22 protein-coding genes are annotated in these 24432 nt (G+C 68.9%); 16 read left to right on the top strand and 6 right to left on the bottom strand.

Annotation, left to right across the window (positions count from 1 at the left end; translation table 11 throughout):
• Window positions 1-10: 10 nt before the first annotated feature.
• Entirely contained in the window at window positions 11-886 is an 876-nt protein-coding gene (locus tag TY25_RS00175) for a ribokinase (RefSeq protein ID WP_042253217.1), read from the bottom strand.
• Window positions 887-953: 67 nt separating this feature from the next.
• On the opposite strand from TY25_RS00175, the gene TY25_RS00170 reads away from it, so the two are divergent.
• The 10 genes from TY25_RS00170 (at window position 954) to TY25_RS00125 (ending at window position 12314) form a co-directional block, all read left to right on the top strand.
• Window positions 954-2219: a glutamate-5-semialdehyde dehydrogenase gene (locus tag TY25_RS00170; RefSeq protein ID WP_042253216.1), complete on the top strand. Its 1266-nt coding sequence runs from the start codon at window positions 954-956 to the stop codon at window positions 2217-2219.
• 52 nt (window positions 2220-2271) lie between these two features.
• The gene (locus TY25_RS00165) at window positions 2272-3156 is read left to right on the top strand and encodes an AAA family ATPase (RefSeq protein WP_029899776.1); all 885 of its coding nucleotides are present in this window, start codon (window positions 2272-2274) and stop codon (window positions 3154-3156) included.
• A 3-nt stretch (window positions 3157-3159) separates the two neighbouring features.
• Window positions 3160-4587, top strand: coding sequence for a vWA domain-containing protein (locus TY25_RS00160; protein WP_042253215.1), 1428 nt, complete (start codon window positions 3160-3162; stop codon window positions 4585-4587).
• Between the two features lie 63 nt (window positions 4588-4650).
• Window positions 4651-6501 carry an HSP90 family protein gene (locus TY25_RS00155; RefSeq protein WP_042253214.1) on the top strand — a complete coding sequence of 617 codons (1851 nt, stop codon included), beginning with the start codon at window positions 4651-4653 and terminating at the stop codon, window positions 6499-6501.
• A 2-nt stretch (window positions 6502-6503) separates the two neighbouring features.
• On the top strand, window positions 6504-8504 hold the full coding sequence (locus tag TY25_RS00150; RefSeq protein WP_226887472.1) for a tetratricopeptide repeat protein: 2001 nt from the start codon (window positions 6504-6506) through the stop codon (window positions 8502-8504).
• Window positions 8505-8591: 87 nt separating this feature from the next.
• Window positions 8592-9233, top strand: coding sequence for a nicotinate-nucleotide adenylyltransferase (gene nadD / locus TY25_RS00145; RefSeq protein ID WP_014982670.1), 642 nt, complete (start codon window positions 8592-8594; stop codon window positions 9231-9233).
• A 26-nt stretch (window positions 9234-9259) separates the two neighbouring features.
• Window positions 9260-9676, top strand: a complete 417-nt coding sequence (rsfS, locus tag TY25_RS00140; protein WP_029899772.1) for a ribosome silencing factor — start codon at window positions 9260-9262, stop codon at window positions 9674-9676.
• A gap of 27 nt (window positions 9677-9703) precedes the next feature.
• Window positions 9704-10363, top strand: a complete 660-nt coding sequence (locus TY25_RS00135) for a histidine phosphatase family protein (protein WP_042253247.1) — start codon at window positions 9704-9706, stop codon at window positions 10361-10363.
• Between the two features lie 382 nt (window positions 10364-10745).
• Complete coding sequence (gene octT, locus TY25_RS44585) at window positions 10746-11468, top strand: diglucosylglycerate octanoyltransferase (RefSeq protein WP_081868590.1); 723 nt, start codon at window positions 10746-10748, stop codon at window positions 11466-11468.
• A gap of 3 nt (window positions 11469-11471) precedes the next feature.
• Window positions 11472-12314, top strand: coding sequence for a DegV family protein (locus TY25_RS00125; RefSeq protein ID WP_042253212.1), 843 nt, complete (start codon window positions 11472-11474; stop codon window positions 12312-12314).
• A gap of 8 nt (window positions 12315-12322) precedes the next feature.
• Here TY25_RS00125 and TY25_RS00120 read toward each other — a convergent pair whose 3' ends face one another.
• Window positions 12323-13105 carry a DUF5984 family protein gene (locus tag TY25_RS00120; protein WP_042253211.1) on the bottom strand — a complete coding sequence of 261 codons (783 nt, stop codon included), beginning with the start codon at window positions 13103-13105 and terminating at the stop codon, window positions 12323-12325.
• Window positions 13106-14371: 1266 nt separating this feature from the next.
• On the opposite strand from TY25_RS00120, the gene TY25_RS00115 reads away from it, so the two are divergent.
• The 4 genes from TY25_RS00115 (at window position 14372) to holA (ending at window position 19216) form a co-directional block, all read left to right on the top strand.
• Window positions 14372-15073: a ComEA family DNA-binding protein gene (locus TY25_RS00115; protein ID WP_226887470.1), complete on the top strand. Its 702-nt coding sequence runs from the start codon at window positions 14372-14374 to the stop codon at window positions 15071-15073.
• A gap of 113 nt (window positions 15074-15186) precedes the next feature.
• On the top strand, window positions 15187-17928 hold the full coding sequence (locus tag TY25_RS40230; protein ID WP_193125449.1) for a ComEC/Rec2 family competence protein: 2742 nt from the start codon (window positions 15187-15189) through the stop codon (window positions 17926-17928).
• A gap of 33 nt (window positions 17929-17961) precedes the next feature.
• Window positions 17962-18108, top strand: a complete 147-nt coding sequence (locus TY25_RS42315) for a hypothetical protein (RefSeq protein WP_156055016.1) — start codon at window positions 17962-17964, stop codon at window positions 18106-18108.
• A gap of 139 nt (window positions 18109-18247) precedes the next feature.
• The gene (gene holA / locus TY25_RS00105) at window positions 18248-19216 is read left to right on the top strand and encodes a DNA polymerase III subunit delta (RefSeq protein WP_042253209.1); all 969 of its coding nucleotides are present in this window, start codon (window positions 18248-18250) and stop codon (window positions 19214-19216) included.
• Between the two features lie 27 nt (window positions 19217-19243).
• Here holA and TY25_RS44380 read toward each other — a convergent pair whose 3' ends face one another.
• The gene (locus TY25_RS44380) at window positions 19244-19369 is read right to left on the bottom strand and encodes a hypothetical protein (protein ID WP_256656725.1); all 126 of its coding nucleotides are present in this window, start codon (window positions 19367-19369) and stop codon (window positions 19244-19246) included.
• 753 nt (window positions 19370-20122) lie between these two features.
• Between TY25_RS44380 and TY25_RS00095 the strand changes: the two genes are divergently transcribed.
• Window positions 20123-21283 (top strand): LCP family protein, encoded by a 1161-nt coding sequence (locus tag TY25_RS00095; RefSeq protein ID WP_342448143.1) that lies wholly within the window; start codon window positions 20123-20125, stop codon window positions 21281-21283.
• Between the two features lie 21 nt (window positions 21284-21304).
• Here TY25_RS00095 and TY25_RS00090 read toward each other — a convergent pair whose 3' ends face one another.
• Window positions 21305-22375 carry an aldo/keto reductase gene (locus tag TY25_RS00090; RefSeq protein ID WP_042253207.1) on the bottom strand — a complete coding sequence of 357 codons (1071 nt, stop codon included), beginning with the start codon at window positions 22373-22375 and terminating at the stop codon, window positions 21305-21307.
• Window positions 22376-22498: 123 nt separating this feature from the next.
• On the opposite strand from TY25_RS00090, the gene TY25_RS00085 reads away from it, so the two are divergent.
• A complete protein-coding gene (locus TY25_RS00085) occupies window positions 22499-23374 on the top strand; it encodes a helix-turn-helix transcriptional regulator (protein WP_042253206.1) in 876 nt (291 codons plus the stop codon).
• On the opposite strand, the gene TY25_RS00080 is transcribed toward TY25_RS00085, so the two are convergent.
• Both TY25_RS00080 and rpsT read right to left on the bottom strand, forming a co-directional pair.
• On the bottom strand, window positions 23351-23602 hold the full coding sequence (locus TY25_RS00080; RefSeq protein ID WP_029902415.1) for a hypothetical protein: 252 nt from the start codon (window positions 23600-23602) through the stop codon (window positions 23351-23353). The two genes, TY25_RS00085 and TY25_RS00080, sit on opposite strands and share 24 nt — an antisense overlap.
• 169 nt (window positions 23603-23771) lie before the next feature.
• Complete coding sequence (rpsT, locus tag TY25_RS00075; protein WP_014982684.1) at window positions 23772-24032, bottom strand: 30S ribosomal protein S20; 261 nt, start codon at window positions 24030-24032, stop codon at window positions 23772-23774.
• Window positions 24033-24432 lie beyond the last annotated feature (400 nt).

The raw sequence follows: 24432 nt of genomic DNA, 5'->3' as shown, positions 1-24432 counted from the left end.
TGTCGTTCGGCTATTCGGCGACGAGCGCCCCGGTGATCTCCTCGGCGGTGGGAATGGAGGTGCTGGCGCCGAGTTTGGTCGTGGCCAGGGCGCCCGCGGTGACCGCCCAGTTCAGCGCCCATTCGGGGCCGCGATGCCAGGCGGCGGCGAGCGCGCCGGTGAAGGTGTCGCCCGCGCCGGTGGTGTCGACGACCTCGACGTGCGGGCTGGGCTCGGCGATCTCGCTGTTCGGCCCGCGATAGACCGCGCCGTCGCCGCCGCGGGTGACCACCACGTGCGCCACCGGGTCCAGCTCGGCGCCGAGCTGCTCGGCTTCGCCCGAATTGACCACTGCCACATCGACATTCGCCCAGAGTTCGGCAGGAAGCGGTTGCGCCGGTGAGGGGTTGAGCAGCACCGTCGTGCCGTTCGCCCTGGCGTGCCGGGCCGCCGCGGCGACCGTCTCGATCGGGATCTCCAACTGGCACAGGAGGATATCGGCGTCGGCGATGACCGCGAGGTCTTCTTCGGTCAGCTCGGTCAGCCGGGCGTTCGCCCCGCCGACCACGATGATGCTGTTCTCGCCGCCGTCGTCCACCACGATCGCGGCCACCCCGCTCGGCCCGGCCACGGTGCGCAGCCGATCCACGTTCACGGCCGCATCCGTCAGTGCCCGTCGCAGTTCGTCCGCGAACACGTCGTCACCGACCGCGCCCACGAACCGCACCGACCCGCCCGCCCGTTGCGCCGCGATGGCCTGATTCGACCCCTTCCCGCCCGGCACCATCGCGAACCCCGTCCCGAGCACCGTCTCCCCGGGCACCGGCCGCCGCCGCGTCGTCGTCACCAGGTCCATGTTGATACTGCCGAGCACCGCGATCGAGGCAACGTCCGTCTTTTCGGCCATGCGTCGAGGCTAGGCGGTCGCGCCGAGCGGTGGGATTCGCCCTGGACCGGGTCAGTAGGCTGTAGCCATGACGGTAGAAACGGCGTCCGATGTGGATGTCCGCGAGGTGGTGCACGAGGCCGCGCGCAAGGCTCGGGTCGCGTCGCGGGTGCTCGCCCAGCTGACCACGGCGCAGAAGAACGAGGCGCTGCACGCGGCCGCCGACGCACTGCTCGCGGCGGCCGACACCGTCCTCGATGCCAACGCCGAGGACCTGATGGCGGCGAAATCCGCGGGCACCGAGGATTCGCTGCTGGACCGGTTGCGGTTGACGAAGTCCCGGATCGACGGCATCGCCTCCGGCCTGCGCCAGGTGGCGGGGCTGCCCGACCCGGTCGGGACCGTGGTGCGCGGCTCGGTGCTGCCCAACGGTCTGGAGACCCGGCAGGTCCGGGTGCCGCTCGGCGTGGTCGGCATGGTCTACGAGGCCAGGCCGAACGTGACGGTGGACGCCTTCGGCCTCACCCTCAAGTCCGGCAACGCGGCGCTGCTGCGCGGCTCGTCCTCGGCGGCGCACTCCAATGCCGCTCTGGTCACCGTCCTGCGGGACGCGCTTGTCGCACAAGGCATTCCGGCCGACGCCGTGCAGCTGCTGCCCAGCGCGGACCGGTCCAGCGTCACCCATCTGATCCAGGCCCGCGGCCTGGTCGACGTAGTCATCCCGCGCGGCGGCGCGGGCCTGATCAACGCGGTGGTCCGGGACGCGCAGGTGCCGACCATCGAGACCGGCACCGGCAACTGCCACGTCTACGTGCACGCCGGCGCCGACCTGGACATGGCCGAGCAGATCCTGCTCAACGCCAAGACCCGCCGGCCGAGCGTCTGCAATGCCGCCGAGACCGTCCTCATCGACGACGCCATCGCCACTACCGCGGTGCCGAAGCTGATCGAGGCGCTGGAGCGGCACGGCGTCACCGTGCACGGCGACCTGCCCGGGTTGGTGCCGGCGAACGACAAGGACTGGGGCGAGGAGTACCTCACCCTCGACATCGCGCTCAAGGTGGTGGACGGCCTGGACGCGGCCATCGACCACATCAACACCTGGGGCACCGGGCACACCGAAGCCATCGTCACCGGCGAGATCGCCGCGGCCCGCGAATTCACCAGCCGGGTCGACGCCGCGGCCGTGATGGTGAACGCGTCCACCGCGTTCACCGACGGCGAGCAGTTCGGCTTCGGCGCCGAAATCGGCATCTCGACCCAGAAGCTGCACGCCCGCGGCCCGATGGCGCTACCGGAGCTGACCTCCACCAAGTGGATCGTGTGGGGCGAGGGCCAGATTCGGCCCGTATAAGTAGAGGGGCGAGCGGTCCGCATTCCGCTCGCCTCCGAAGGAAGGACTGCACGTGGCCCCCATTCCCGAGACGCCCCAGGAGCCGATTTTCACCTCGGTCGAGGATGTGATCGATCGGCTCGCCGAAACGGGCTATCTCGCCGACAAGGCCACGGCCACCTCGGTGTTCCTCGCCGATCGGCTGGGGAAACCGCTGCTCATCGAGGGTCCGGCGGGCGTCGGCAAGACCGAGCTGGCGCGCGCGGTCGCGCAGACCTCCGCCGCGGAGCTGGTCCGCCTCCAGTGCTACGAAGGGGTCGACGAGGCCCGCGCGCTGTACGAGTGGAATCACGCCAAACAGATCCTGCGTATCCAGGCGTCCAGCGAAAACGACTGGGAAGAAACGAAAGCCGACGTCTTCACCGAGGAGTTCCTGCTGTCGCGGCCGTTGCTCACCGCGATCCGCCGCAGCGAGCCCACGGTGCTGCTGATCGATGAGACCGACAAGGCCGATGTCGAGATCGAGGGTCTGCTGCTCGAGGTGCTCAGCGATTTCGCGGTGACCGTGCCGGAACTGGGCACCATCACCGCGAGCCGCAAGCCGTTCGTGGTACTCACCTCCAACGCCACCCGCGAACTGTCCGAGGCGCTCAAGCGGCGCTGCCTGTATCTGCACCTGGATTTCCCGGACGAGGAACTGGAACGCCGCATCCTGGCCAGCCGGGTGCCGGAGCTGTCCGCCGCCGTCGCCGCCCAATTGGTGCGGATCGTGCACGTGCTGCGCGGGATGCAGCTGAAGAAGCTGCCCTCGGTGGCCGAATCGATCGACTGGGGCCGCACACTGCTCGCGCTCGGCCTGCACGATCTGGACGACACCACGGTGCGCGCCACGCTCGGCGTGGTGCTCAAACACCAGAGCGATCACCAGCGCGCGCTGGCCGAGCTGAAGCTGGCCTGACCGATGCCCGCGCGATCGCTGCCCGCGCCGGAACCCGAGTTGCACGCGCCGCACGGACTGCCCGGCCACCTGGTCGGGTTCGTCGAGGCGCTGCGCGAACGCGGCATCCCGGTGGGTCCGTCGGAGACGGTGGACGCGGGTCGCGTGGTCACCGTGCTCGACCTGCTCGACCGTGACGTGCTGCGCGAAGGTCTCGCCTGCGCCCTGCTGCGCCGGACCACGCACCGCGCGACGTTCGACGGGCTGTTCGATCTGTGGTTCCCGGTCGCGCTGGGGGAGCGCACCGCCGCGCGTGACGAGGTCGAGATCCCGCGCAACGCGGCGGGCGAGGTGGATATCGCGGCGCTGCGCGAGTTGCTCGCGCAGTTGCTGACCGAGGAGTCGGCCGAGGCGAGACTGGAAGCGCTCGCCGCCCAGCTCGTCGATCAACTCGGTCAGTACCAGTCCGCCAGCGGTTCCTCGTTCTCGGCCTATCAGGCCTTGAAAGACGTTCAGCCGCAGACCTTGCTGGCCAAGATCCTGGCCGGGCTCGCGGCCGGACCCGACGTCAGCCCGTTCGACACCGAGATCGCCCGGCGCACCGCCCGCGGGCGCATCGACGGGTTCCGCGCGTCGGTGGAGGCCGAGACCCGGCGGCGGGTGGCCGAGCGGATCGGTCGCGAGCGCGTCGCCAGTTATGGCGTCGCACGGCAATCCGAGGACGTCGACTTCCTGCGCGCCTCCGAATCCGAGCTCGCCGAGATGCGGCGCAGCACGCAGCGGCTGGCTCGCATTCTTGCCTCGCGACTCGCGGTGCGGCGCAGGCACTCCCGGCGCGGCGAGATCGATTTGCGCAAGACGCTGCGCAAGTCGATGTCCACCGGCGGTGTGCCGATCGATCTGGTGAACCGCAAGCCGCGGCCCGGTCGGCCCGAGCTGGTGCTGCTGTGCGATGTGTCCGGCTCGGTGGCCGGCTTCAGCAATTTCACTCTGTTGTTGGTCAGCGCGTTGCGTGAACAGTTCTCGCGGGTAAGGATTTTCGCGTTCGTCGATCAGACCGACGAGGTGACCCGGTTCTTCGATCCGCGCACCCAGCTGGACAAGGCGATGGCGCGGATCTTCACCGAGGCCGGCGTCGTCGGCATGGACGGGCATTCCGATTACGGCAACGCGCTCGCCGGCTTCGCCCGGAACTATCCCGACGCGGTCACCGCGCGCAGTTCGCTGCTGATCCTCGGCGACGCGCGCACCAACTACCGCGATCCCGACCTGGAGACGCTGCGGTCGCTCGTGCGCACCGCTAAACACGCGCACTGGCTCAATCCGGAGATGCGCACCAACTGGGGGTCGGGCGATTCGGCCGCCGACAAGTACCAGGACGTCATCGAGATGCACGAATGCCGCTCGGCCCGGCAGCTGACCGCGGTGGTATCACGCCTGCTCCCGGTGTAACGATCCGCCGCCATCAGCGATCGTTAAGAGAACCATTGGGCCGTTCGGGCAGGATCGCCAGCCATGGTGGAAAGAACGCCGAACGGGGCGGCGGCGGTGGCGGACAGTTATGCGTTCCAGGTGGATCTACGGGGGATCGTCGATTTACTGTCGCACCACTTGTACTCGAGCCCGCGCGTCTATCTGCGCGAGCTGTTGCAGAACGCGGTGGACGCCGTCACCGCGCGGGCCGCGCGAGACCGGCTGGCGCCCACCGCGATTCGGATCAGTGTCGACGAGCGCGGCCTGCGGATCGCCGATCCTGGGGTGGGGCTGACCGAGGCGGACGTGCACCGCTTCCTGGCCACCATCGGCCGCTCCTCGAAACGGGACGAGATCGAGGGTGCGCGTCGCGAGTTCCTCGGGCAGTTCGGGATCGGTCTGCTGGCCTGCTTCACGGTGGCCGAGACGATCCAGGTGGTCACCCGTTCCGCCGCCGACCCCGCCGCCCCGCCGGTCGAATGGCTGGCCGCCGCCGACGGCACCTATTCGGTGCGCGTGCTGGAACCGAAGGTCTATCCCGAGCCGGGCACGACGGTGCGGCTCACCCCGCGGGCGGGCGCCGAGTCGTGGTTCGCGCCGCGCCGGGTGATCGAACTCGCCCGCGAATTCGGTTCGCTGCTGCCGTATGCGGTGACGGTCGAATCCGACGGCATCATCGTGCCGGTCACCGACGGACCCGCGGTGTGGCATCGCGACTATCCGTCCCAGGCCGAGCGCCGGGCGGCGCTGCTCGAATTCGGTGAGCGCACACTCGGTTTCGCGCCGCTGGACGTGATCGACCTGGACGCGGAGCTCGCGGGGGTCACCGGTGTCGCGTATGTCCTTGCCCAGCCGGGTAATCCGGCCGAAAGCAGTGCGCACCGGGTCTACCTGAAGGGGATGCTGCTCGGTGACGCCGTCCGCGGCCTGCTGCCGGACTGGGCGTTCTTCGTGCGCTGCGTGATCGACACCGACTCGTTGCGGCCGACCGCCTCCCGCGAGGGGCTCTACGAGGACGAGCGGCTCGCCATCATCCGCGAGGTGCTCGGCGATCGGGTGCGCGACTGGCTCACCGAGATCGCCGCCGAGCAGCCGCAACGGCTGGCCGCGTTCCTCGCGGTGCACGCGCTCGGGGTCAAGGCGATGGCCCGGCATTCGCCCGCACTCTTCCGGATCATGCTGCCGCACTTGCACTTCGAGACCACCGACGGCCGGGTGCCGCTCGCCGATTTCGCGCGCAACCACCCGGTCATCCGGATCACCTCGACGGTGGAGGAGTTCCGTCAGGTGGCCGCGACCGCGGCCGCGCAGGGCATCGGCATCGTCAACGGCGGCTACGCCTACGACCGGGAGCTGGTGGCGTTGCTACCGCGACTACTCCCCGATGTCGAGGTGGTCGACCTCGACGTGAATACCCTTACGGCGGCGCTCGATCCGGTCGACCCGGCCGAGGAACTGGCCTTGACCCCGGTGCTGACCACGGCCCGCGCAGTGCTCGATCCCCTGTCCTGCGACGTGATTCTGCGTGCCTTCCATCCGCTTTCGGTGCCCGCGCTGTACCTGGACGGCCGGGCCGCGCGCAACGAACGCACCAGGGCCGAGACCGCGCTCGGCGCGGACGAGCTGTGGTCGGAGATCCTCGGCGCGCTCGATGCCGCCGCACCGCGCGCTCAGCTGGTGCTGAACCACCACAGCCCGATCGTGCGCAGGTTGTCCCGGATCAGCGACCCCGCGTTCCTGAAGACCGCGGTGGAATCGCTGTACGGCCAGGCCCTGCTGATGACCCACCGCCCGCTGCGCCCCGCCGACACCGCGCTGCTCAACCGCGCCTTCGGCGAATTCCTCAGCTGGGCAACGCGTCGTGCCACCGGCACCGGCGACGAGACGGAGTGAACGTGGACACCGCCGAGATCAAGGACGCGCTGGCGCAGGTCTATTCGTTGCCGCACGGCCGGATTCGCGTCGAACGGCTGGAAACGCTTGCGGCAGCGGCCAAATCGGCCGCCGACCGGCACCTCGAAGGACGGGTGCTGCTGGAGCTGGCCGAGTCGTACGCCTACGCGAGCGAGCGCGACCTCGCGCCGGTCGCCTACGGCCGACTGTTGCAGATCTACGACCAGTACCCGGCCGAGCTGGGCCCGCTGACGTATTCGGTGCACTGGTACCTGAAATGGATGACCTGGGGGCTGATCGACAATCCGGCGATCCCGCTGCCGACCGTGCACCGCTGGTTCGAAGAGCTCGAAAATCGGTACCGGCAGCGAGGTTACAGTCTGCGACCGGTGTTCGCGCTGCGGGGCGAGCTGGCCCGCAAGCTCGGCGATGCCGAGCAGGGCGCCCGGCTGCACGAGCAGGCCATGGCCGCGCCTCGCGATGGCATGTCCGACTGCGAAGCGTGCGAACGCAACGAATGGGGTACCGGCAGTGCGGCTCTCGGCGACGACGAGGCCGCGCTCGCGCACTGGCAGTCGGTGCTCGACGGCGCGCACAGCTGTAGCGAGGAGCCGCACCGGGTGCTGGCGCAGGCGCTGCTGCCGCTGCTGCGCACCGGGCGCATCGCCGAGGCGCGGGGAGCGCACCTGACGGGGTATCCGCTGGTACGGCACAGCGACAGCCTGCGGCCGTCGGTGGCCCAGCACATCGAATTCTGCGCGCTCACCGGGAACGAGGGGCGCGGGCTGGAGATTCTCGCCGAGCACGCCCGCTGGCTCACCGAGCCCGGTGCGGACGTGGGCGCGCGGCTCGCGTTCATCACCGGCGTGAGCGTCCTGCTGCGCCGATTGCAAACGCTGGGTCTGGGCTATCTGCCCATCGGCGGGGGTACCGCGTATTCGCTGCTGGCCGAACTCGATACGGAGATCGCCGGCCTGTGCACCCGGTACGACCTGCGCAACGGCAACACCGCGGTGAGCACCCGGATCGCCGCGCGGTTGGCCGCGCAACCACTGGTGGAACGGCTGCCGCTCGGACTGCGCAGCAAGCAGCTCGAAGTCGTCAGCGTGCGTGCCGCGGTGGACGAGATCGCCGCCGCGGACTGCGTCGAACGCACGGTGGTCGCCGCGGAATGGGCGGGCAGCTCGGCCGACGACCGCCGGGCCGAGGCGCTGCGCCTCGCCGAACTCGGCACCGCGGAACTCGCCGCCGCGCCGGCCGCGGCCGAAGGGCATCTGCGCGAGGCGCTGGCGATCGGTGTCGCGGTATTGCCGGCCGAGCATCTGGCCCGGCTCAGTTCGCAGCTCGTCATCGCCCTGGCCGGACAACGCGGTCGCGAATTGGACCTGGCCGACGCGGCGGTGCGCGCGGGCGCGCGCTGGGAGGGACTGTCCGAACCGGATCTGCTGCATCACACGGTGATCGCGGCGCGCGCCTTCCACCGGGCGGCCCGGCACGGCGAGGCCGTCGCGCTGTTCGAGGAAGCCATGGCGGCCGACGTGCCCTATCCGGCCGCCGAGCTGGCCACCGTGCGCGCGCAGTTCGGGGCATCGCTGAAGGCGTTGCACCGGCACGAGGAGGCCGCGCGCCAGTTCGCCGAGGGCGCCCGGCTGGTGGAGCGTGATCCGGAACGCCGCGCGCTGCACGCGGAGCTGGCCTGGTCCGCCGCGACGGCGCTGGACTACTGCGAACGCCCCGAGGAGGCGCTGGCGGCGTATCTGCGTGCCGCCGAACTGTTCGGCGAACTCGGCGAGGTGGTGTCGCGGACCAAGTGCGTGCGCTCCGCGGCCTGGTTGCAGCTGTGGGGCTACGGCGCCGAACCGGACCGGCCGTGGTTCCGGGCGATGCACGCGCTGATCGCGGAGCTCGAGCAGGCCGCCCCGAGCGCGGAGGTGAGCGACGAACTCGCGGAGACGCGCAGGCAGCTGGACGAAATGCTGGACGGGGAAGCATCCGCCGAATAGCACGGCTGCGGGCGGTTGCCCGCAGCCGCCTGTCCGGCGGCTTACCGCCCCCGTCGACCGGCAGCCGACCGGTTAAGCTCGGCACTCATGCAAGAGACAGGCCGGCGCGGCCGCAAACTGGGTGTGATGGGCGGCACCTTCGACCCCATCCACCACGGTCACCTGGTCGCCGCCAGCGAGGTCGCCGACCGGTTCGACCTCGACGAGGTGATCTTCGTTCCCACCGGTCAGCCGTGGCAGAAGGCGGACAAACAGGTCAGCCCCGCCGAGGACCGCTACCTGATGACCGTGATCGCGACCGCCTCCAACCCGAGCTTCTCGGTCAGTCGCGCGGACATCGATCGGGAGAAAGTCACCTACACCGTCGACACCCTGCGCGAGATGCGCAGCAAGCATCCCGACGCCGAGCTGTTCTTCATCACCGGAGCGGATGCGCTGGCCAACATCCTGACATGGCAGGATTGGGCGGAACTGTTCGAACTGGCGAGGTTTGTCGGGGTGAGCCGTCCGGGGTATGAGCTGAATACCGATCATCTCGAAGAGCATCTGCGCGACCTGCCGGCCGACGCGGTGACCATGATCGAAATCCCCGCGCTGGCGATCTCGTCGAGCGAATGCCGTCGCCGCGCCGCCGAGAACCGGCCGGTGTGGTACCTCGTCCCCGATGGCGTGGTGCAGTACATATCGAAGCGGCACCTGTACGAGGCCGCAGAAGCGGAAGGTAGCTGAGTGAAAATGCGTAGCGAGGGGCGGGCATGACGGCATCGGTCGAGTCGGTCGAGATCGCGCAGGTTGCTGCGCTGGCGGCGGACGAGAAGCTGGCCACCGACGTCGTGGTGCTCGACGTGTCGGAACAGCTGGTGATCACCGACTGCTTCGTCATCGCCTCCGCGCCGAACGAGCGCCAGGTGAACGCCATCGTCGACAACGTCGAGGAGAAGCTGCGCGAAGCCGGGCACAAGCCGGTGCGGCGCGAAGGCACCAGGGAGGGGCGCTGGGCGCTGCTCGACTACGTCGACGTCGTGGTGCACATCCAGCACAACGACGAGCGCAATTTCTATGCGCTGGAACGGTTGTGGAAAGACTGCCCGGTGGTGCCGGTGGACGGCATCGGCGCGCCGGAGAACCGGCCCGCGGCGGTGAACGGTGACGCGGACAGCGACGCCGAGTGAACGAGGGGGAGTAGCCGGGTGGCAGTCGTGAACAAATATGCCAGCGTGCGCACGTTGATCCTGTTGCGCCACGGGCAGACCGAATGGAACGCCGCCGACCGGATGCAGGGGCAGATCGACACCGATCTCACCGAACTCGGTCGCAGGCAGGCGAAAGAAGCTGCGCGCGAACTCGTTTCCCGCAATGCCATCGCCATCGTCTCGTCGGATCTGCGCCGCGCCTTCGACACCGCGTCCGCGCTCGCCGAGCACACCGCCCTGGGTGTGGTGCCCGATCAGCGGCTACGCGAAACCGATCTCGGTGACTGGGAAGGCCTGACGCATCTGGAGGTGGACGCCGACTACCCCGGCGCGCGCCTGGAATGGCGTCGTAACCCCGGCTTTCGGCCGCCCAACGGGGAGACCAAGCTGGAGGTCGGCGCACGGGCGCTGCCGGTCGTGCGGGAATTACTCGTCGAGCGGCAGGACTGGCCAGGCCGGACTATCATCCTGGTGGCGCACGGCGGGCTGATCGCAGGCCTCACGGCCGCGCTGCTCGACCTGCCGCCAGCCAACTGGCCGGTCCTCGGCGGACTGGCCAATACCAGCTGGGTGCAGCTCAGCAGCCACGGTCCGAGCATCGACCAGCCCGGCTGGCGTCTCGACGTGTGGAACGCAGCTGCGAAGGTGGCCCCGGATGTCCTCTGAAGATCCGATTCGGCAGGTGCCGGACGAACTGTTCCGGAAAGCTTCGGCGAAACCGGAACGTTCGATCCCGGATGCGCTGTTCGGCCCGCCGCCGGAAGCCCCGGCCGCGGCGACCGAAACAGACTCCGACGGAACGGATTCGGGTACGCAAGACGCGCCGGGAGCCGCCGACGCGGACGACTCCGCCCGGCCCGCCAGTTCGGTGGACCCGCCCCCTGAAGTACGCGGCACCGCTGCCGGTACGGTCGTGATGGCCGAGCCCGACACGGGCACAGTGGAATCCGAAGAGCTCGACGCACCGGTCGCCGAGGTGGTCGACGCGGCCGAGTTGATCGCCGAATCCGCGGCCGACGCCCTGGATGTGTCCGGGCAACCGCAGGCCGTGGCCGACGCGTCCGACGAGCGACCGGTGCTGCTGGTGATCGCCGATTCGCTGTCGTACTTCGGGCCCAAAGGCGGTCTGCCCGCGGACCATCCGCAGATCTGGCCCAATCTCGTCGGCGCCGAACTCGGCTGGGACGTCGAGTTGGTCGGCCGGATCGGCTGGACCTGCCGAGATGCCTACTGGGCGTTGATCGGTGACCCGCGCGTGTGGGCGGCCGTGCCGCGCGCCCATGCGGTGGTCTTCGCGGTCGGCGGGATGGACTCGCTGCCTTCGCCGCTGCCGACCGCGCTGCGCGAACTGATCCGGTACGTGCGCCCGCCCGGCGTGCGCCGCGGAGTCCGCGCGACCTACAACTGGCTGCAGCCCAAACTCTCGAAACTCGGTCGCCCCGTGGCACTTCCGCCGAAGGTGAGCGTCGACTACCTGGAGCAGTCGCGCGAAGCGCTGGCGCAGCTGCGACCCGACCTGCCGTTCGTCGCGGTGCTGCCGTCGGTGCACGACTGCGCGGCCTACGGACGCGTACACACCGGGCGCGAACCCGCCGTGCGCGCGCTGCGGGCATGGTCGGAGCGCACCGGCGTGCCGCTGGTCGACCTCGCCGAAGCCGTGCGCGAGAACGTCTTCTCCGGCGACGCGAACCCGGACGGTATCCACTGGGGCTGGGCCGGGCACGAGGCCGTGGCCAACGCGATGGTGAAGGCTCTGCAGGAGGTTCGGTAGTCCGTGGCCGTCGTGGTCGTGACAGATTCGTCGGCCAGCCTTCCTGCCGAATTCGTCGATGAGCTCGAGATCGACGTCGTCCCACTGCATGTCCTGATCGGTGACCGCGCGATCCGCGAGGGTATCGACCCGATCGAGATCGACTACACCGCCGACACGGTGACCACCTCGGCCGCCTCACCCGGTGAATTGCGCGCCGTGTACGAGCAGGCCTGGGCGCGCAGCGGCGGCGACGGCGTTGTCGCGGTGCATCTTTCACGCCAGCTCTCCGGCACCTGGGAGGCGGGCAGGCAGGCGGTGCGGGACATGGACGCCGCCGATCGCGTGCGACTCGTCGACTCGCTCGGCGCGGGACTCGCCACCGGGCTGCCCGTGCTCGCGGCGGCCCGGCGCGCCCGCACGGGTGCCGCACTGGACATCGTCTACGACACCGCGGTCGCCGCATCGAGCCGCGCCCGCACGTTCATCCTGGTCAATCGGACCGAACAGCTGCGCCGCGGCGGCAGGCTGAGTTCGGCCGCCGCGTTCTTCGGCAGCGAGCTGGTCACCAAACCGCTGCTGCAGATCGTCGAAGGGCGCCTGGAGCTGCGCGAGAAGGTGCGTACCCGATCCAAAGCGTTCGCGAAACTCGTTGCGGCAGCGGTGGATGCGGCGGGGGAGGACGGTGCCGCGGTCGCGGTCCAGCACCTCGGGGCCGAAGAGGCCGCACAGACCGTCGCCACCCAGCTGCGCGAGCTGGTGCCCGGTATTCGGGAATTGATCGTGGCCGAGTTCGGGCCCGCCCTCGGCGTGCACCTCGGGCTCGGGGCCGTCGGCGTGCTCGTGCTGCCGGGCGGCTGCGCGTAGCCGCCCGGTCAGGGCAGGGCGGACGACGATCGGCGCAGCGCGTCGGCTCCGGACCGCACCGCTGACCAATCCGTGTCGGGTCGCTGGTTCAGCGCGCGGGCGAGCCAGCGTGCCCGGTCGTCCTGTTCGTACGCGAGGTGGTCGAGGTCGAGATCGATACCCGGCGGAGGGCCGGATGATTCGAACTCGCGCAGTCGGGTCGCCATCGCGGACAGCAGCGCGCGGTCGAATTCTATTACCGCGCTGCGGAATTCGTCGGTAGGTACGCTGACGCGGCCGGACGACGGTGCGGTGAACTCGATCTCGTGCTCCGGATCCGGCGGGTGGTGCCAGGCCAGGGTGACGGTGTCGGCGGTGCCGTCGACCGTGCGCCACCAGCGCAGATGCGGGCCGAACCAGAGGTAGCCGGTATCCAGGGTGTGTTCGCCGTACCAGGTGGTGGCGGCGTCGGCCTCGTCGGATTCGGACCACCGCCAGCCCTCGGCGTCGGCACCGATGAAATCGGCGAGATCCCCGGGTACCGGTTCCAGCACACTGGGCAGCAGGGCCAGCAGGTCCTCCCACAGCCGGGCAACGTAATAGGCGACGTAGCAGTCGAAAGGCGTCTCCACGCCGCCGGACTGCGTGCGCAGGAGTTCGGTGGTGCGCGCGGAATAACGCAGCAAGGTCTGCCCGCCGAGGTCGATGCCGTACCAACCTTCGGTCAGCGCGAACCACTGCAGCGTCCGGCGTTGCTCTCCCCACGGGGCGACTCGGTCCACCGGCGCCAAGCCGAAACGGAAACGGATCACCCGCCAAGTCTGGCATCAGCCCGCGGAATCCGAGTGCGCGCGCACCGGCGATCCGGCCGCCGGTCTGCGTGTCGTCGGCGAGTTGTCCCCATCGCACGGCGGTCCACAAGACAGGCGAAATACCTGTTCGGCCAAGCCCTTTGCCCCGCCCCCGAAACTACGTTCGCTCCCATGTCACGACAGCAAGAGCGCGACCGCACCCACCAGCGACTCGGCACCCTGACCGCCCGCGTGCGCGCCGGCCACGGCACCAGCCCGAAACCCTGCCCCGCCCGGCGACCGCACGTGTCCCAGGCGCTGGCGGTGAAGCGGTGGGAGGCCGAGGGGCTGCGGGTACTGACGGGAACGCACTCGGCACCGAGCAACAGCGCGCCCCCGATTGCCGAGCCCTCGCGTACGGACGCGGCACCGGCCGCACGGTCGAGCGGTGCGGACCCCTGCGATCCCGTGGGGGGCGACGCGAACGGAACCTCGGATGTGCATGCGCGGAACGGGGTTCCGGCAAGCGCCGAATCGCGAGGGGACGCGGACCGTGCCGATCCGGGTGCGGGGTTGCTGTCGGGCGCGGTGGATGGTGCCGACTCAGGACCAGGTGGGCTGGCAGACGGCGCGAAGCGACCCCGACTGGCGGAGGTGTCGGATGCGAGCCTCGGCGGGGACATTGCACGTCACATACCCCAGGTGAACTGGGCTCTAGGAGGTTTGGCTCCCGCGGCGGACGATGAGGTGCCCAGTGTGGGCGACGACATCGAGGCCGGAGGGTCGCGCAGGAACCGGAGGGAGCCGGTGGTTCAGCCGGGCGTGCGTCGAGGAGATTCAGGGCCCGAAGGCAATGGGGACGAGGAGGTGTCGGCCGCCGCGGTGGATCGCGGGAATGCGGGTGGTGACGTTGGGGTGGTGCAGTCGCGCACTATCCGGACGGAGCCGGAGGTTCTGTCCGGCGTGCACCGAGGAGGGGCAGGGCGTGAAGGCAGTCGGGACCGGAAGGCGTTGGCCTTCGCGGCGGACCGAGCGGCTGTGGGTGACGACGTCGAGGAGGTTCGGTCGAGCAAGGACCGGACGGAGCCGGCGGCTCCGTCCGGCGCGCGCAGCGGAAACGTAGGGCGTGAAGGCAATTGGGACCAGGAAGTGTTGGCTTCTGCGCCGGATTGCGAGGCTGCGGGCGATGACGTCGGGGTGGTGCGGTCGCCGGGATGGCTGACGGAGCCGACGGCTCGACGCGGGTGGCGGGATCGGTTGGTGCCGGAGCGGTTTCGTGGAATCCGAGTGGACCCCGGGCGGCGCGGGGTGTGCACCCTGCTGGCGGTGGGCGTGGTGGCGATGGTGGTGGCCGGAGTCGTGATCTTTCGCGAGCGGCCGATCGCGCGACCGGTGCCGCCGCTGCCCGCGGTGCACTCGACCGCTGACGCCGCGGCACCCGCTCCTCCGCCGGGTACGGCAGCGCAGAGCGGGACCGGGCCGAAACCTGTCGAGCCCGGCTCACCCGTGGGCGAGCTGGTGGTCAGCGTCGTGGGGTTGGTGCACCGGACGGGGTTGGTGCGACTCCCGACGGGAGCGCGGGTGGCCGACGCCCTCACCGCGGCGGGCGGCCCGCGTGACGGTGCCGACACGACCGGCCTCAACCTGGCCCAGCGACTCTCGGACGGCGACCAGGTGCTGGTCGGCCCGTCCGGCGCCGACCCCGCGGCACCGAAACTCGGCAGCGCAACGATCAGCGCGGGCGGTCGCCCCACAGCCCCCTCCGGCTCCGGCTCCGCCCAGCCCCAACCATCTTCGGGCCGCCTCGACCTCAACACGGCAACCGAAGCCCAACTCGACGCCCTCCCCGGCGTCGGCCCCGTCACCGCCAAAGCAATCATCACCTGGCGCACCACCCACGGCCGCTTCACCGACACAACCCAACTCGGCGAAGTAGACGGCATCGGCACAGCCCGCCTCGCCCGCCTCCGCGAACTGGTGCGGGTATGAGGGCTGGCGCTGTGGTCGAGGTGCGTGCGGAGGCGGAGGAGCGGGGGCCGGAGGTGCTTGATGCGCGGTTGGTGCCTGCGGCGTTGTGTTGTTGGGGGGCAACGATTGTGGCGTTGACTGCTGGGTGGGTGGTGGGGGTGTGGGTGGCGATCGCGCTGGTTGTGCTGGCGATCGGGTTGTGGGTGTTGCTGTTGTGGGCGATGGCGCACCGGCGGGTGCGGCAGCGGGCTGTGGCGGTGGTGGCGCTGGCGGCGGTGTTGCTCGCGGGCGGGTTCGCGGTGGCGGCGGCGTGGCGGGAACATCAGGTGGCGACGCATCCGTTGCGGGCGCTGGCCGGGCATTCGGTGCGGGTGCTGGTGACGGCGAGTGATGATCCGAAGCCGTTGCGCGGAAACGTATTCGGTGGTGACCGTTGGGTGCTCAGGGCGAACCTGCGGGAGTATCGGTACGGCGAGCGGACGGTGCAGGCCGGTGGAGCGGTGGTGATTCTGGCCGCCGGTGCGGGCTGGGCGAATCTTTCGCCGGGACAGACGGTGCAGTTCCCGGCGAAGGCCGACCTTCCTAGGCAGCGCGACCTCACCGTCGCGACATTGCGGGCAGTGGGAGAACCCAAGCCGGTGGGCGCATTGCCCTGGTGGCAACGGCTGGCTCGGTCTGTGCGTACCGACTTCGCGGAGGCGGTCACCCGCGCATTGCCCGCCGAACCAGCGGGGTTGCTCCCCGCGCTCGTCGTCGGGGACACCTCGGCACTGTCGGATCAGGTCCGCGAAGACTTCGAAATCGCTGGGCTGGAACATCTTTGCGCCGTGAGCGGGACGAACTTCACGATCCTGCTGGCAGTGGTACTCGGCGCAGTGCGCGGGCTCACCCTCGGTCCGCGTGCAGCCGCACTGGCCGCCGGGCTCGTGCTGGTGCTGTTCGTGATCGTCGCACGGCCCGACCCGAGTGTGCTCCGGGCGGGAGCGATGGGCGCGATCACCTTGCTCGCCTTGATGACTGGCCGGCGGAAACAGGCACTTCCGGCGCTGTGCGCGGCGATCATCGGACTGCTCGCCGTATGGCCTGCGCTCGCAGTCTCGATGGGCTTCGCGTTGTCGGCCTGCGCGACAGGTGCACTGATCCTGCTGGCACCGAGTTGGGCGGACTGGTTGCGCGCCCGCGGTTGGTGGCGTCTGCCCGCGGAACTTTGTGCGGTGGCGGCGGCCGCGTTCGTCGTGACGGCTCCGCTCGTCATCGCGATGACCGGAAAGCTGAGCCTTGTCGCGATTCTGGCGAACATGCTCGTCGAACCGGTCATCGCCCCGATCACCGTGATCGGGGCGGCCGCCGCGGTGCTGGCGTCCATCTGGTCGCCCTTGGCCGAATTGGTCGTGCACTGCGCGGCACCGCCGCTGTGGTGGTTGCTGTTCGTCGCCGAACACGCGGCCGCGGTACCGGGCGCGTCCGTAGTGGTGCCGGGCGGCCTGTCCGGTGGGCTGCTTGCCGCAGCGATCATCGTCGTCGGCATCCTCGCGTTGCGTTTCGCGGCCAGCCGCAGACTGGTGCTGACGGTCGCCTTCTGCGTTGCCATGGTCCTTATTCCGGTCCGCATCTGGCATCCCGGCTGGCCCCCGTCCGGTTGGGTCCTCGCCGTCTGCGACGTGGGCCAGGGTGACGGGCTCGCACTGTCCACCGGCGACGGCTCCGCAGTGGTGATCGACGTCGGCCCCGAACCCCGACGTATCCGAATGTGCTTGAACCGCTTGGGCATATCCCGCATCAACCTCCTCGTACTGACCCACCCCCACGCCGACCACATCGGAGGGCTCGCCGGTGCACTGGACGGCCGAGCGGTCGCAGCGATCGCGGTCGGTGCGCAGGAACTCGATGGTGCGCGGGAGCTCGATGGTGCGCGGGAGCCCGGTGGTGCCCAGGAACTCGACAGTGCCCACGAACTCGGTGGTGCGCGGGAACAAGGCGGTGCCCAGGAACAAGGCGGTGCGCAGGAACTCGATGGTGCGCGGGAGCTCGATGGGGTGCAGGAATACGACGGTGCGCCGGTCCGTCCCGGGCCGTCGGAGCCGGCACCGAACGTAGGCACGGGACGGATCTCGCGCCAGTCGGATGCCGACACCTGCGAAGCGCCTGGGGCACAAGGCGAACCGGCCAGACCTTCGACCGGGGCGGACCCGAACGGCGGTGAACTCGAAGCCGAGCGGTGCGTCCCGACAGTCGCCGGGTGTGAGCATTCAGGGGACGAACGTAAGGCATCATGCGCGTCCACCGATTGGTGTGCGACCGGTGGTGAACGGTGTCGGCGAACTGGTGCAGCACCGGCGATGCGCTCTGAAGGCGCGCGAGTCGAGAACCTCACCCAGGTGGCGGATATCGCACGGCGCGAACGAATTCCGGTGTTGGCGCTTGCATCCGGGCAAGTGCTGGAGATCGGTAGGGTCCGGTTGACGGTGCTCGCACCCGAGCTGACGGGCGCGCGGCCGACACCAGGTGCCGAAGCGGAGGACGCCAACGACCGGTCGATCGTCCTCGCCGCCGACACCGCGGCCGGTCGGATCCTGCTGACCGGTGATATCGAGGCCCCAGCCCAGCAATTATTACTTCGGCAAGGAATCGCACTGCGCTCCGACATCCTGAAACTGCCGCACCACGGATCCCGGACGACCACAAAAGAGTTCCTCGACGCGGTGCATCCACGCCTGACCCTGATCAGCGTCGGCGTCGAGAACACCTTCGGTCACCCGCACCACGGCATCCTCGCCGAACTCAACACCCTCGGCACCACCGTGCTCCGCACCGATCATCACGGCGACCTCCTGGTCGTCGGCGGCAACCCACCCAAAACCATGACCTCCCGATAGCGCGGTGCGGCCTGTAAAGCAGGCCGCACCGCGGTGGAAACACCGTTCGGTGTCGCGCTGGCCGGTCGTTTGATGTGGCTGCCGCGCAGTCATGTCGGCGAGAGATTCGATCGGCTCGACGCGGCGCTGACCCATCGGGTGGTCGATGCGAGTTGCCGGGTCTTGCGCGGTGTGTGGTGAACGGCGAACCTGTGGGGAGGCTGTCGGTGGGTCACCGTAGGATCGCTGCCGTGACCGACCACAACGAGCGTCAGCGAGTGAACCGTAGGCACGGTGCTTCGTCGGGTGGGGCGAAGGTGCGTGCCGGCGGGGCGAAGTCATGAGCGCGCCCGCACCGTTGCATCTGGTGCTCGGCGATGAAGAACTGTTGGTCGAACGAGCGATCGGCGCGGTCACCGCGCAGGTGCGCGAGACCGCGCCGGACCCCGACGCCGTGCCGGTCGACCGCATGCGGGCGGGCGACGCGAGTACCGCGGAACTGGCTGAGCTGCTGAGTCCGTCACTGTTCGCCGAGGACCGGGTCATCATCTTGGAGTCGGCGGCCGAGGCGGGCAAGGAAGCCGTCACCGTGATCACCGAAGCCGCGGGCGACCCGCCGCCCGGCGTGGTGCTCGTCGTGCTGCACTCGGGTGGTGGCCGCGCGAAAGCTTTGGTCCCCGCGCTGCAGAAAGCTGGTGCAGTCCAGCACGATTGCGCCAAACTGACCAAGTCCGCCGAGCGGGTGGAGTTCGTCCGCGGCGAGTTTCGCAACGCGGGCGTGCGCGTCGCCGGTGACGTGGTGCAGGCGATGTTGGAGTCCATCGGCTCCGATCTGCGCGAGCTCGCGGCGGCCTGTTCGCAGCTCGTCGCCGACACCGGCGGCAAGATCGATGTCGCCGCCGTCCGGCAGTACTACTCGGGCAAGGCCGAGGTCTCCGGGTTCGACGTGGCAGAACTCGCCGTCGCCGGTGACCGTTCCGGTGCGATGGAGGCGTTGCGCTGGGCGAACGATCGCGGCGTGCCGCACGTGCTGCTCGCCGACGCCCTCGCCGATTCGGTGCACACCATCGCCCGCGTCGGCTCCGCGGGCCGCGGCGATCCATTCAAACTGGCGCAGCAGCTGGGCATGCCGCCGTGGAAGGTCAAAAAGGCGCAGGCGCAAGCCCGCAACTGGACCCCCGCCACCATCGGCTCCGCCCTCCAGGTCGTCGCGACACTGAACGCCGACGTCAAAGGCGGCGCCGCCGACGCGAGCTACGCCCTGGAGCACGCCCTCACCCGCATCCTCGACCTACAGTCCGCAAACTGAGCCGGGGGCGCTGGAATACCCTGCCGCTCAGCTGAACTCGTAGGAGAACTGAGAGACCCGGAACGACTTGTTCCCCAAACTGCATCGGATGCCGTCGACCGCGTTGGTGCAGGTGAACCCGTCGTAGGTGACCGAGGAACCGTACGCCAACACGGCACCGCTCCAGCCGATGGTGCCACCGTCGCCACAGTCGAAAACCCGCGCCCTCGGCCGCCCTGAGATGGAAGACTTTGCCGTAGTAATGCGAAGTCGGCGTGCCGTCCGGAAAATAGCACCGAGCCGGCCGCTCCGGCGCCATGTAGTCGTATTTCTGTATTTCGCAGCGGACGTACCCGGCGCCGCCGTTGAACTCTTTCCCGAAGATCGCGCAGGAGATATTGCCGCTGGGGGAGGTGAAAAAGACCGAGTCGTCCGCGTCCGCGGTCCCGGTGAGGGCTGCTGTGGTCAAGGACGATCACCGGAAACAGACGCTCGGCTGCGGACACTGGAGGTTCCCCCAGCGCCTGGCGCATACCAAAATTGGATGCTAAATGTGTGCTGCACCACACCAGGTGGTTGTCGGAACGCCGTGTTCAAGTCCGGGTTCGCGCCGCGCCGCCGCTTCGATCCGTAGTCATCTGTGACGGCGAACTGGGCCGTAACGAGCGTTTTGTCCCGACTTCGCACCACAGCTGGAAGTGCTGAATTTGCCCTGCCGGAGGCCCGCTCGCACGGCGTCGACCAGCACGTTCACCCAAATAGCAAATTACTAGTTACTCATTTCGTGTCAGACTTGACAAGGTTATGGATGAACACTCGGCACCGGTCCTTCCGGTCGACGAATCCCGGCGGGCTCGTGCACGGCACTCTCGACGGTCGATTCGGAATGCGCATGAGCGACCGGCTCGCCGGGTCGGGCGGATCGTGGTGAAGGTCGTCATCGGTGGGTTGTCGACGGCGATGCTTGCGGGGACCGCGGTCGGGTGGGCGACGGAAGCCAGGTTCGATCGAGGATTCACCCGATCGGCGGCGCTGGGCGTGGACGCGCCGCATTCGCTCGCCGGGGACATGAATGTTCTGCTGATCGGCTTGGATACCCGGAAAGACCAAGATGGCAACGACTTGCCGAAGGAGATCCTCGATCGACTGCACGCGGGCGACGGTGGAGAAGGCGGCTACAACGCCAACACGCTGATCCTGGTGCATATCCCGGCGGACCTGAAAAAGATTGTGGCGGTCTCGATTCCGCGCGACGACTACGTCTCGGTGTCCGGCATTCCGGGCTACACCAAGGCCAAGATCAAGGAAGCGTACGGCTTGAAGAAGGCCGCGGTACAGGACGAATTGATCAACCAAGGGAGGACCGATCAGAAGACCTTGGAGCAGGCGGGCCGGGAGGCGGGCCGGGCGTCGATCGTGCAGGCGGTGCGCGACCTGACCGGCGTGCCGATCGATCGGTTCGCCGAGGTGACCCTCGCCGGCTTCTACGATCTCGCCGAAACCCTCGACGGCGTCGAGGTGTGCCTGAATCAACCGGTGCGGGACCTCGAGTATTCAGGGGCGGATTTCCCGGCTGGGCATCAGCGGCTCGATCCGGCGCAGTCGCTCGCCTTCGTGCGTCAGCGGCACGGTCTGGAGAACGGTGATCTCGACCGCACCCACCGCCAGCAGGCGTTCCTCACCTCGGTGGCGCTCGATCTGCGCCGCTCGGGCACGTTCACCGACGTGCGCAAACTGAACGCGCTGATGGACGTCGCGCATCGCGACATCGTCCTGTCCGACGGCTGGAACGTCACCGACTTCCTGCGCACCCTCGGCACCGCGGGCAGCCCGGCCGTCGAGTTCCGCACCCTCCCCGTCCTGCGCTACGACTCCATCAACGGCCAGGACGTCAACATCGTCGACCCGGCCGCCATCCGCCGCGAGGTCCGGACCGCCTTCGGCGAACCGGACCCCGCTACTGCTCTGTTCAAATCGGCACCCCCGCTCGAGAGCGCGACTGCCGCCGAGACCGCCGATCCCGCACCGGATGTCGGAAAGCCGGTGCAGGCCGCGATCGCCGGTGACACCATCCCGTGCGTGAACTGAGCCGCGTCCCAACAGCTCTGCTCAGATGCGGGCCTGAATTTTCAGATCGCCGGACACCACATTCCGAGTCATCGGCCGGGCCAGCATGTCGTGCGGGAAGCCGAGTTCGATCGCACTGACCTGCTCCAGGCGGGCCAGCTGTCCGGCCTCGAATTCGACGTCGAGCGCGCCGAGGTTGTCCTGCAGTTGGGCGGCGGTCCGCGCGCCGATGATCGGCGCGGTCACGCCCGGGTTGCGCAGCGTCCACGCCAAGGCGACCTGCGCGGGCGACCTGCCGAGCTCACCGGCCACGTCCTTGACCACGTCGGCGATGTCGAGTGTCCGTTCGGTGAGCGAACCCTGCGCGGCCGCAACGTTTTTGCGGCTGCCCTCCGGTGAGCTTTCGGCGTTGTGCGCGAGGTCGTCGCGGCTGTACTTACCGGTGAGCACGCCGCTGGCGAGCGGCGACCAGGGGATCACGCCGAGCCCCAGCTCCCGCGCCATCGGGATCAGATCGCGTTCGACGGTCCGCTCGGCCAGGTTGTATTCGATCTGCAGGGCGATGAGCGGCGACCAGCCGCGCAGGTCGGCGATCGTCTGCATGCGTGCCACCTGCCAGGCGGGCGCATCCGAGATGCCGACGTAGAGCACCTTGCCCGCGCGCACGAGATCGTCCATGCCGCGCAGGATTTCGTCGACCGGCGTGTGGAAATCCCAGGCGTGCAAGTAGAGCAGATCGATGTAGTCGGTGTTCAGCTTGCGCAGGCTCGCTTCGACCGAGGCGAACATGCTCTTGCGATGGTTCCCTCCGGAATTGGGGTCGCCCGGCCGCCGCAGCATGGTGTATTTCGTTGCCAGCACCAGGCTTTCACGGTTGTTCGCGGTGAATTCGCCGAGAAGTTGCTCGGAGGTGCCGTTGGTGTACATGCTCGCGGTATCGATGAAGTTTCCCCCGCGGTCGACATAGGTGTCGAAGATCTTGCGTGCCTCGTCCTGGTCGGCGCCCCAACCCCAATCGGCGCCGAAGGTCATCGTGCCCAGCGACAGCGGAGACACCCGGAGGCCCGAACGGCCGAGCAGCCGATAGGTATCGAGGGTGAGTGCTCCGGACATGGCCAGCTCCTTTTGTCGGTGCTTCCGTACTGATGAAAGCCAGTCTGGAACGGTGCAACGGCAACGGTAAGGGAAGGTTTTTCCTGGGAAGGCCAGTCCTACTCAGCCGTACTATCAAGGACGATGACTGGAACGGTGAACGCGGATCGAACCCATGAGCTGGCCGCCTTCCTGCGGGACCGGCGTGAGCGACTCGCCCCGGGCGACCTCGGCCTGCCGCAGCGCAAGCAGGCCCGGCGCACGCCCGGGCTGCGCCGGGAGGAGGTCGCGGAGCTGGCGGGGGTGAGCACCGACTACATCGTCCGGCTGGAGCAGGCCCGTGGCCTGCGTCCCTCGCCGGAGGTGCTGGAGGCCCTCGCGCAGGCGCTGCGGCTGAACGCCGACGAGCGCGCCTACCTGTTCGATCTGGCGCAGCAGCGGCAGCCGAACGCGGGCAAGCCGAGCATGGTGCCCGCACCGGCGCTGGCCATGCTGGTGGCGGATCTGTCGCCGCTGCCCGCGATGCTGATCAACCATCGCTACGACATCCTGGCCTGGAATCCGGAGATGGCGCGGCTGATCATCGACTTCGACACGTTGCCCGCCCGGCATCGCAACACCATGTGGCTGTGCCTGATGGAGCCGAGCATGCGGGACTTCTACGTGGAGCGGGAGCGGATCATCCGGGAGGGGATCGCGGATCTGCGGGCGGCCTGGGCGGCCCATCCCGACGACCAGGCGCTCGGCGACCTGATCGGGGAGTTCATCGCGCACAGTAGTGAGTTCGAGGCCGCGTGGGCCAGGCACGACGTCCGGGTGCAGGGCCGCGGCGCCAAACCGCTGCGGCACCCGATCGTCGGTCGGTTGGTGGTCAATTTCGAGGTGTTGATGCCGGTACAGGATCCGGACCAGCGCATCGTCATCTATCGCGCGGCGGACGAGGATTCCCAGGCGGCGCTGGATCGGCTGGCGGCCGATCCAGCACCGGCACCGGGGTCATTCGACCGAGCTGAGCACTAGCTCCTCGCCCTCGTCCACCTCGTCGTCGTAGCGGCCGTCCCACTCCTCGTAGGCCGGTACTTCCTCGTCCCTGGTGACGACCCACTCCAGCGAGTAGTTGCCCTCATCGTCGATGGGCACCATCACGTTCTCGATCTTCACCCCGAAGCCGAGCACCTCGGCTGCCCGGATCACATCCGGCAGATCCTCGGCACGGACCACGGTCTGATTGGCGTACACGGTAACCATGCGCCGAATGGTAGCTGGAACCACTGACAAGCTGTGGGCCGATCCGAAATCCCCGCAGATGAACAGTTCGCGCGACCGGCCCTGCCGCGGGCACGACAAAAACCGCCGTGGTCATCCAGGCCACGGCGGCTGCGTCAGTATGTGCGGTACCCGAATCGGTACCGGTGGATCAGAGCTTGTTCAGCGCGAGCGCGAGCGCCGACTTCTTGTTGGCGGCCTGGTTGGCGTGGATGACGCCCTTCGAGGCGGCCTTGTCGAGCTTGCGGCTCGCGAACTGGAGCTGCGCGGCGGCCTTTTCTTTGTCGCCGGCCGCAGCGGCCTCCCGGAAGCTGCGGATCGCGGTGCGCAGCGCCGACTTGACCGACTGGTTGCGCTTGCGCGCTTCCTCGTTGGTACGGATCCGCTTCAACTGGGACTTGATGTTGGCCACGCCTGTTTCCTCGTGTTCCTGTCGCTGAGTGATGTGCTGGGAAAGTTCCTACGCGTGCGTCGCACCCTGGGTAAACGGGTAACGCAACGCCGAAGGTCGAGGGTACCAGCCGCCGTCCGGCGCACGAAATCGGCACCGGTCGCCCCGGTGAAACGTACCGACCGGTCGCATGTGGAAAGGTGCCGAATGACCGGAAGGTCACGAGTGATGCAAGAAATTTACCTGTGTCTCACACAGCATTGCCGCTGCGTGTAGCACGATTTTTGCATGACTCCCGCCTCTCCGCCACGTTCGGCGCGACTCGCCGCGTCCGAACCGGTCGGTACGAACGGGCGGGCTGCCGGAAACGGCAAGGTCGCCTCCGCCGGGTTATTCGAGGGTTATCGCCCCGGCCGGTACG

The sequence above is a fragment of the Nocardia brasiliensis NBRC 14402 genome, assembly GCF_000308475.2.
Classification (GTDB): domain Bacteria; phylum Actinomycetota; class Actinomycetes; order Mycobacteriales; family Mycobacteriaceae; genus Nocardia; species Nocardia brasiliensis.
The sequence above is the reverse complement of the archived record's forward strand: the minus strand, read 5'-3'. Positions and strand labels throughout refer to the sequence as shown.

Coding starts and splice junctions, on each gene's coding strand:
- TY25_RS00175 (WP_042253217.1), bottom strand. CDS start 886: ATGGCCGAAAAGACGGACGTTGCCTCGATCGCGGTGCTCGGCAGTATC.
- TY25_RS00170 (WP_042253216.1), top strand. CDS start 954: ATGACGGTAGAAACGGCGTCCGATGTGGATGTCCGCGAGGTGGTGCAC.
- TY25_RS00160 (WP_042253215.1), top strand. CDS start 3,160: ATGCCCGCGCGATCGCTGCCCGCGCCGGAACCCGAGTTGCACGCGCCG.
- TY25_RS00155 (WP_042253214.1), top strand. CDS start 4,651: ATGGTGGAAAGAACGCCGAACGGGGCGGCGGCGGTGGCGGACAGTTAT.
- nadD (WP_014982670.1), top strand. CDS start 8,592: ATGCAAGAGACAGGCCGGCGCGGCCGCAAACTGGGTGTGATGGGCGGC.
- rsfS (WP_029899772.1), top strand. CDS start 9,260: ATGACGGCATCGGTCGAGTCGGTCGAGATCGCGCAGGTTGCTGCGCTG.
- holA (WP_042253209.1), top strand. CDS start 18,248: ATGAGCGCGCCCGCACCGTTGCATCTGGTGCTCGGCGATGAAGAACTG.
- TY25_RS00090 (WP_042253207.1), bottom strand. CDS start 22,375: ATGTCCGGAGCACTCACCCTCGATACCTATCGGCTGCTCGGCCGTTCG.
- TY25_RS00085 (WP_042253206.1), top strand. CDS start 22,499: ATGACTGGAACGGTGAACGCGGATCGAACCCATGAGCTGGCCGCCTTC.
- TY25_RS00080 (WP_029902415.1), bottom strand. CDS start 23,602: ATGGTTACCGTGTACGCCAATCAGACCGTGGTCCGTGCCGAGGATCTG.